This window comes from candidate division WOR-3 bacterium (genome assembly GCA_039801365.1).
GTDB lineage: Bacteria > Hydrothermota > Tepidihabitantia > Tepidihabitantales > Tepidihabitantaceae > JBDRUN01.
The window spans coordinates 22215-29832 of record JBDRUN010000022.1; the positions used below are offsets into that span (position 1 = coordinate 22215).

Sequence of the window (7618 nt, forward strand, 5' to 3'; positions counted from 1 at the left end):
GAAAGCGGACAGCTTGTCGTGACGCTAAGGAACTTGGGTAATGAAGAGGCCCAGAGCGTGACTGCGAAGCTGCGCTCTGGGTACAGCCAGTTCCAGATAACCGACTCGCTCGGCAGTTTCGGCACGATTCCGGCTGGTGCGAGTCGCAATAATGACGCGGACCGGTTTGCGGCCTATGCCCAGGGGACGATTCCGCCAGGGACGCAGGTCCCCTGCACCCTGTACGTCCACTCAGACAACTGGGCCCACGATTGGATCTACGTCTTCACGCTTACAGTCGGCGAGCAGCGGCTGCCGCCCGGGACAATCATCTGGGGACCCAAGGTCTGCCCGGGAATGCCGACAGACTACGGTCTTTACGGACTTGCCTACAATACTCAGGACAACCTGCTGTACTGCTGCTACTTCATGAACTCCACGATCTACAAGTACACCTCGGATAGTATGCTCACTGCGGCCGGCACCATTCCCGCGCCCCAGGACTCCTGCACTGACATTGACTACTGCGCTTACGACAACACGTTCTGGATTCTCGCCAATCCCCAGAAAACAGTGTACAAGATAACTCCGACCGGCACGATCGTACGTCAATTCTCAGTCGCTGCGGTTGACTACCCAGTCGGCGTTGTCGAGCACGATGCCGAGCACAAGGTCTATGTAACCGACCGTAGAATTGCGCCCGGCGGCCAGCAGCTCATCTTCGTTTACGACACGCTCGGGACTTTACTTCAGACTGTGAACCATCCCAAGAATGGGGTCTACGGTACACGGTGTTTGGCACTCGACCCGGGTACGCCATCAAACCCACCATCGCTTCTGAATGTCTATACCTGGTTCAACTCGGGTGGAACTGCGATTGACTCTACCTGCCTGTACGAGGTTGATCGGGTCGGACTCACCGTTCTCAACGGGCTGAGGTTCACCAATACCAACTGGAATGTCCGGGGCGTGGAGTACGACCCGCGCGACGCCTCGTACTGGATAACGATAATGCAGGACAACACCGGCGGGAATAACCGCATTTTCAAGATCGCTGGTTTCAACCCGCCGGTCGGCCTGGCCGAAGAAAGCAAGAAGCTGCCTTGCTCCGACAGAACGCTTCAGGCCTGGCCGAATCCGTTTCGGAACTCAGTTGTCCTGCATCTTGGCTTTGGCGGAGAACGTGATGCGCAAGTGCGCATCTACGACAACACTGGTCGCCTTGTCCGTTCGCTGGCTGTGAGCCGGCAGCCGACAGCCGAAGGTCTTGCAATGTGGGATGGCAACGACGATGCCGGCAACGCTGTAGTGCCCGGCATCTACTTCTGCACGGTATCCGGCGTTTCCAAAGCCTGGACCAAGGTGGTCCTTACCCGGTAGCCAATAGCTTCTGACTCGCGGGGCGGCGTCTTACGCCGCCCCGCAGCGTGTTCACGGTCTGTTGCTTGTCACCCAATCGTTTCCAACAGCCCGGCAACGGGTCAAGTAGAGAAAAATTAGAGTGGTCAAGGGCTCGAAGCCTAAGAAGAAAAAGCAGAAGCCTGAAGCCAACCGTCGGCGGTTGGCTTCCACGAACCGCAAGATTCAATTCTTGACCCCGGCTCAAACTTCGTCTCCGCGGCTTCGTCTTCCGGTGCGAACACGGTCACCGACATGTGTCGGTCTGCGCGTCGAATACCGATGCGAACGCCGTGATGGTGTCCGTGTCAAGCTCCGTGACGAAGGACGTGTCGGGCTTCGTGGCAAATTCGGTTACGTTCCACGTGCCGAATGCCGAGGTGAACTTCGTGGTGTCAAACGTGTCCGAACGCTTGGCGAGGAACGTGACCAAGACCTTGTCGGTCTGCGTCTCGGGCATAATCTCCAGCAACGTGATGATGTTGGTATGGTTGTTCTTGTCGAAGCCGGTGAGGAGGACAGTGTCTAATGGGATGACGGGGTCCATTGGCCCCCGGATAGCTACTTTAGGTACAGTTCACTATCTAAGTGCCGCATAATGTTCTTGTTACGGCGGATGTCATGTCTTGGTTCTTTCAAGCCACTAACTCGGCGGGAGTACACAATGCAGTTGCATCCGGATAGATGTCTTGGGGCAAGCAGCAGAAGAGTCCTGTGAATTCTGCGCGTCGCCTGGCAAGAGAGCATTTCTTACCGCCGACCGTTGGCAGCTAGCGAGTCGCGGCCGATGGCGTCACGGCTGTACTCAACGAGCCTCTGTCAAGGTCTTCATATACGGAAGCATCAATACCGGGACACAGTCTGACTGGGACTGCGAGCTAGGTTCTTGGTCTGGAGAACTCGCAGCCGCAGTAAGACTGGCGGTACAAACCCAGTTCGCGGGAAAGCTCCACGCTGTGCCTGAACCCGTCCTGCTTCTTCCAATCGGCTTCGAGGAACCGAAGCCCATGGGCCGCGCACGCTTCCCGGCCGATTGCGTTGATGACCGATGCTTTCTTGTTCCGGCCGATGGTGAGCGTTGACGCAACGATAGCGCAGTCGTTGGCCCGCGCCGCTGCAGCCGCAGCTTCAAGCCTCAGACGATAGCACGCCTCGCAGCGCCTGCCACCCTCAGGTTCATCTTCCAGCCCGTGCACCGTCTCAAGGAACCGGTCGTGCGCATACGACTCCACGTCAACCGGCACGTGCCACTGGGCGCTGAGTTCCTGAACCGCGACCAGCCGGCGCAGATACTCATCTTCCGGCGCGATGTTCGGGTTGTAGAAGAAGCCGGTCAGTTCGTACTGGTCGCTAAGCCGCCGGACCACGTGAGTCGCGCACGGCCCGCAGCAGATGTGCAGCAGCAGCTTCGGTTTCACCAACTCAGTGGTAGTACCAGATGGAGCGGTAGTCTTTCGGGTTTTCCCCTACCGACTTGAGCCACTCAAGATACTCCCAGATTCCGACATCGGTCTCGATGTAGGTCGGCGCGAGCGAGATGCCTTTTTCCCACGGATGGAACTCGTAGACCCGGCGCCCGTCCGGCCGAACCATTATGAGCCGGTGGTGCTGTCCGGCCCGGACGTAGTTCTTGCCCATACCCGGCACGTTGAACACCGCCTCGTCGGTTCTGACCAGTCCGGGCACGAGCCGTGCCTCTTCCTTCTGCTCTTGCAGCAGCCGGGCAATCGGCACGCGGAAGTCCACCGTTTCTTCCTTGCCCTTGGTGTTGAAGGTGTAGTACGGGTCAACGCCGATGAGCCGTAGCAAACGGCGAAGCGCGACCGCTTCGAACCTCCGGCTGTTCTCACGGGTGAAGACCATCTGATTGTAGACGGCAATGCCGCGGCGGCGCAGTTCTTGGACCGCGGCCACGGTCTCGGGCGTCACCTCGTAGACGTGCTGGATGTGAGTGACAAGGCAGACTTCGCGCCGGCCCGGCTCGTGGTGCCGGGCGATGACATTGGCCAGGTCGTGCGTGATGCGCATCGGCAGCGTCACCGGCACGCGGGAGCCGATGCGGATGCGCTCGATGTGCCTGATTTCGGCCAGCCGTTCAAGCAGCCCGGCGATGAAGCGCGTACCGGCCACCAGGGGGTCTCCGCCGGTCACGAGCACCTCGGTTACGTGGCGGTGGTGCCGGAACCAGTCAATAGCCTGCTCCAGTCGCTCGGCCGGTGCAAGCGCGTCGTCGGCCCAGGGCCGGCTGATTTCCCAGTTGCGCTGGCAGTAGACGCACACCTGGGCGCAGGTATTGTAGGGCTTGAGAATCGCGATGCGTGGATAGCGCCTGGTCACGAGGTCAATCGGCGAGGTGTCGTGCTCGAGCATGAAGTCGAGCGAGTGAAGTCCCTTTTCCCGGTTCGCCTGCATCAGTTCGACGTAGTCGGCCGATGGTATCACCTGAGCTCGGATGGAGTGGTCGAGCATTCGGCTGGTGTTGTAGTCCATCAGCGAGGCATAGTGCGGGGTGATGCCGAACGGTATCGCGTTGTCCGCAGCCTGGTCAATCGCCTCCCGTTCCTCCTCGGTCAGCCGCACGAGCCGGCCGAGCGTCGCTGAGTCGCGGATGATGTGGCGCAGTTGCCAGACGTGGTTATGCCACTGTTCCTCGCCCGCGCCGAACGCCGCCGCGATGCGCTGTCGGTTGTACTCGCGCCGCCGCACGACCTCGGCATCGAGCCCGCTCGGGTACCGGTCGAGCCAAGTCTCGATATGCTCAGCCAGCCGGTCGAGGTCGCGGGATCGCGCCCTGGCCGCGGCCCCGCCCGACAGTTTCTCCGGCGGTTCCACGGCGATTTCCGGGTAGAGCCGCGACTCGCCTCGGATGCCGCGGAAAAGATGGCGGAACTCCTCCTTGAATCCGGGCGCGACCGTATCCTCGGCCGATTCGCCCCGCGCCGCGCGCCAGAGAATCCGCAGCGCGCTGTGACCGGTGACTGCCTCGCTGCGCTGCGAGATGACCTGCTTCATCACATCGGTGCACTCGATGACCGTCACGAGCTCGAGTGCGTGCAGGTCGAACTCGTGGTTGAGGAACTTCTGCTCCTGCCGGTTGAGGTAGTCAAATACCCGCTCTCGCGCCTGGGCCAGATTCTCCGATTCCCGCAGCACGTCATAGAGCTCGGGATTCGCATCCCAGATGGGCTGGAACTTCGGCGTCGTCATTAGCCTTTTCCGCGCTGACCCTGCGGGTCCGCGCTGCCTCAGTTTATGCCCGATACGGGCCGTGGTCAACGCGAAATCTCGCCCTTGACCGGCGCGACAATGCGCCTAACCTTCTCCCGTGCCTCTGTGCCAAAACACCACTCTACTTCGAGTCTGGCTCGAAGCGCATCGGCCCGCCTCCAACTCAGCCGCGAACTTGGTCGCCGGCGCCGCCGGAAACATCCCGCGCTGGATAAGGGTTGACAACCCTGCCTGTCCGCAGGCCGTCGTGTGCCGGACCGACCGGCGCCTGACCCTGTACGCCGAGAATCCGCGCGCCGCGGCCTGCGTGGTCGCATCGCTTCCCCGCAACCTGCGCCAGCGGTTCGGCGCTACGCCGTCCCGATTCTTTCGCACGATTCGGCGCCTTTGGCCCGGCCCGGACGCGCGGCGTAGGGCCTGGACAAACTACTGCCATATGTACATCTTGAAGCCTGGCCGGCTCGCGCCTGCTCCGCGTGTGCGCGTGGGTCCGCTCCGGCCGGCCGACGCGCCGCTCATCGCCCGCAACTGGCCTTACGGCCGCCGCCGGGTGGAGTACGTGAAGTCCCGAATCAAGGCGATGCCCAGTTCGTGTATCCGGCGCGATGGAAGGCCGGTCGCGTGGGCGTTGATCCACGACGACGGCTCGATGGGGATGCTGCACGTGCTGGAGCAATTCCGCGGCCAAGGGCTGGCACGCGCCATAACCGCCCATCTTGCCCGACAAGTGGGCAAACTCGGCATCCAGCCCTTTGTCTACATCGTGCGCACGAACCGGGCTTCAATCAGCCTGACCGAAACTATGGGGTTTGAAAAACAGGCCGAGTACATCTGGTTCGGCACCGACCGCTAACCGGGCTGCGGTTGTCCTGAAGAACTGCTAGCCGATGCCGCCGAAAGAGACTTCCTTCAGCGCCTTCAGTTCGTTGACCAGTTGCAGGGCTTCACCGACTCCGGCGGCGCGGAGTAGGACGCAGCCCTTGTGTTCCTTACGCTCGACCCTCGGCAGTGAGCTTAGAAAATCTCTAATCTCCTGTGGTGTGACCTTGAGATAGCCGGCAAGGTGGTCCTGGCTTATGTTGACAACAACGATGACTTCATCCGGCTGGGGAAATGGCCAGCGGTTCGGATCCACAGCAAGGGTGATTGTGGCTTCGGGCTTGAACCGGCCACCCGGGAGCGGCAGCAGGTATTCGTTTCCGCGGCGCACGAGCTTCAGGTCGTCAAGTCCGGCCAGCCTATTGAGGATTTCCTGCTGTTGGGGAGATGCCTTGCTCAGGATGAACGGTTCGTGTTCAGCGGCCGCTTCGTGCCTGGCACTGGGTGGTGCTGGTTCGGTGTGGCGCTCGACGATGATGGTGCGCTGTGCCGCCTCAACCGTGTGGTCTGCGGCGGTCCCGGGTTTTGGGTCAAGCAACACCGGTCGGACCAGTTCTACGCCGTTGCTCGCACAGTAGGTGTAGCTGAGTACCCGGACTTGGATGTTCATTCCTGCAAGATAGCTGAGGGTGTCCTCGACCTGCTTTGTCCGTGCCCGGACAACTAGTACGATCGGAAAGCGTCCAAGGCTGAGGCTCCTCTCGATGCCGCTGCGGAAAGCGCCGACGTTCCATTCCTTGCCAACCCGGGCACTGAGCCGTTCCACAAGGGAGCAGCCAAGTGCCTCATCAAAGGCCTTGGCCAGAGTCTCGTAGGGCTGGCGCCAGAAACGGCCGCCCGCGGCCAGGAGGTCACCAACGATACTGGACAACTCGGTGTCATCGGCCGGACAGGCAACGAGCTGGACTGCACCGGCCGCATCTACCGCAACCAGCACCCGGTTCGAGGCTGAGCCGGGTGCAATAATCGCGGCGCGGGGAGTGCCTTGGCTTGCATCCAGCATGCCGAGAAACTCGGGCACGTCGAGGATGAGCTGAAGCGGGTCAAACGGTGTGTCCGATGGCCGGGGCTCGACGGTCTGCCACCGGTCGCTTGCACCGCTTACCCTGATGCAGCCGCTGGTCACTTCCTGCCTCCGGTCCTACTGTCCGGCTTGCGTCTGGTGCTGTCAGGCGGAGGTCGCTTGTCCGCCATTACACCAGGCTTGGTGCCAGCCCGTGCCCAGGGGAAATCGGGCGGCACTGGCTCAGCCTGGTCTTCAGGCTCTGTCTCTTCGCTAGCTGTGGCGATAGTTTTGGTAGGCACCGGTTCTGGCTCGGGCCGGGTGGGTTCGAACCAAGTCTCCCGTGGTGCGGCTGCAGGTTCGGCCCAACCCGATTCAACCTGACCCGGCATCACCAGCTCCACTTCTCCGCTGCGGAAGGTGGTGAAACTGACGGTCCGGGGCGGAACGTTCAGCGAGTCTAGGTACGCTATCATGTCTGGCGGCACGGCGTGCTGCCCGCAGGTGACAAAGATGACAGGAAACCGACCCTGGCTCAGGCTTGTTCTTATTCCGTTCTGGAACTGCTCTGCAGACCAGCCAGGGGCGGCACGGTCACCGACCAAGAGCTCTAACTCGGTACCGATGCGCCTTCTGAACTCGGCAGCGAGGTCCAGGTACGGCCGACGCCAGAGCATCACACTGGTCCAGAGCACGTCTGCGACCAGACGCTGATAGTCGTCCTGGCTTCCCGGGTCTGGGCAGGCGGCAATCGCCAGGTGGCCGTTCTCTTCTATCGCAATCAGCACCCGTTCAGCATTTGACGGCATTGTGGCTACGTACCGGTGCCTTTCACGTTCAGAGTTGAGCAGTTCAGGTGCCTCAAGGAGCAGGGTGGGTATGTCAACTTCGATATCGGCCGGGACCGGTGCGAAAGGCTGCCATCCAGTCGGCCCCCCGCGCGCACGCACGAGAAAACGGTCTGGTATGGTAACCCGCACTGGCATGGGCAATGTTAGTCCTTGCTCAAGGTGCTGTCAATATCACGCGTTGCCTCACCAAAAATGTACTCGAAGCTACCCCGTTGCCTCACGTAAGAAAAGTACTCGAAACAGGAGGCATAATCTGACCAGCCCTTACCATGAAAGGAGT

General features: G+C 61.1%; 7 protein-coding genes. 2 read left to right on the forward strand and 5 right to left on the reverse strand.

Going from position 1 to position 7618, the window contains the following annotated elements:
* Nucleotides 1-18: 18 nt before the first annotated feature.
* Nucleotides 19-1359 carry a FlgD immunoglobulin-like domain containing protein gene (locus tag ABIL25_04555; protein MEO0081549.1) on the forward strand — a complete coding sequence of 447 codons (1341 nt, stop codon included), beginning with the start codon at nt 19-21 and terminating at the stop codon, nt 1357-1359.
* A 265-nt stretch (nt 1360-1624) separates the two neighbouring features.
* On the opposite strand, the gene ABIL25_04560 is transcribed toward ABIL25_04555, so the two are convergent.
* The 3 genes from ABIL25_04560 to ABIL25_04570 all read right to left on the reverse strand — a co-directional run bounded on the left by ABIL25_04560 (nt 1625) and on the right by ABIL25_04570 (nt 4584).
* On the reverse strand, nt 1625-1924 hold the full coding sequence (locus tag ABIL25_04560) for a hypothetical protein (protein MEO0081550.1): 300 nt from the start codon (nt 1922-1924) through the stop codon (nt 1625-1627).
* Nucleotides 1925-2255: 331 nt separating this feature from the next.
* A complete protein-coding gene (locus tag ABIL25_04565; protein ID MEO0081551.1) occupies nt 2256-2795 on the reverse strand; it encodes an epoxyqueuosine reductase QueH in 540 nt (179 codons plus the stop codon).
* Between the two features lie 4 nt (nt 2796-2799).
* Entirely contained in the window at nt 2800-4584 is a 1785-nt protein-coding gene (locus tag ABIL25_04570) for a KamA family radical SAM protein (protein MEO0081552.1), read from the reverse strand.
* A gap of 118 nt (nt 4585-4702) precedes the next feature.
* Between ABIL25_04570 and ABIL25_04575 the strand changes: the two genes are divergently transcribed.
* Nucleotides 4703-5458: a GNAT family N-acetyltransferase gene (locus ABIL25_04575; protein ID MEO0081553.1), complete on the forward strand. Its 756-nt coding sequence runs from the start codon at nt 4703-4705 to the stop codon at nt 5456-5458.
* Between the two features lie 27 nt (nt 5459-5485).
* Here the strand turns inward: ABIL25_04575 and ABIL25_04580 are convergent, their stop codons facing one another.
* Together ABIL25_04580 and ABIL25_04585 are read right to left on the reverse strand one after the other, a co-directional pair.
* A complete protein-coding gene (locus ABIL25_04580) occupies nt 5486-6610 on the reverse strand; it encodes a hypothetical protein (protein ID MEO0081554.1) in 1125 nt (374 codons plus the stop codon).
* Nucleotides 6607-7473, reverse strand: a complete 867-nt coding sequence (locus tag ABIL25_04585) for a hypothetical protein (GenBank protein MEO0081555.1) — start codon at nt 7471-7473, stop codon at nt 6607-6609. The genes ABIL25_04580 and ABIL25_04585 overlap by 4 nt, the downstream gene beginning before the upstream one ends.
* Between the last annotated feature and the right edge of the window lie 145 nt (nt 7474-7618).

What these genes read in the sequence shown, in the direction of transcription:
- ABIL25_04570 (MEO0081552.1), bottom strand. Translation starts at nt 4,584, where the DNA reads ATGACGACGCCGAAGTTCCAGCCCATCTGGGATGCGAATCCCGAGCTC.
- ABIL25_04560 (MEO0081550.1), bottom strand. Translation starts at nt 1,924, where the DNA reads ATGGACCCCGTCATCCCATTAGACACTGTCCTCCTCACCGGCTTCGAC.
- ABIL25_04585 (MEO0081555.1), bottom strand. Translation starts at nt 7,473, where the DNA reads ATGCCAGTGCGGGTTACCATACCAGACCGTTTTCTCGTGCGTGCGCGC.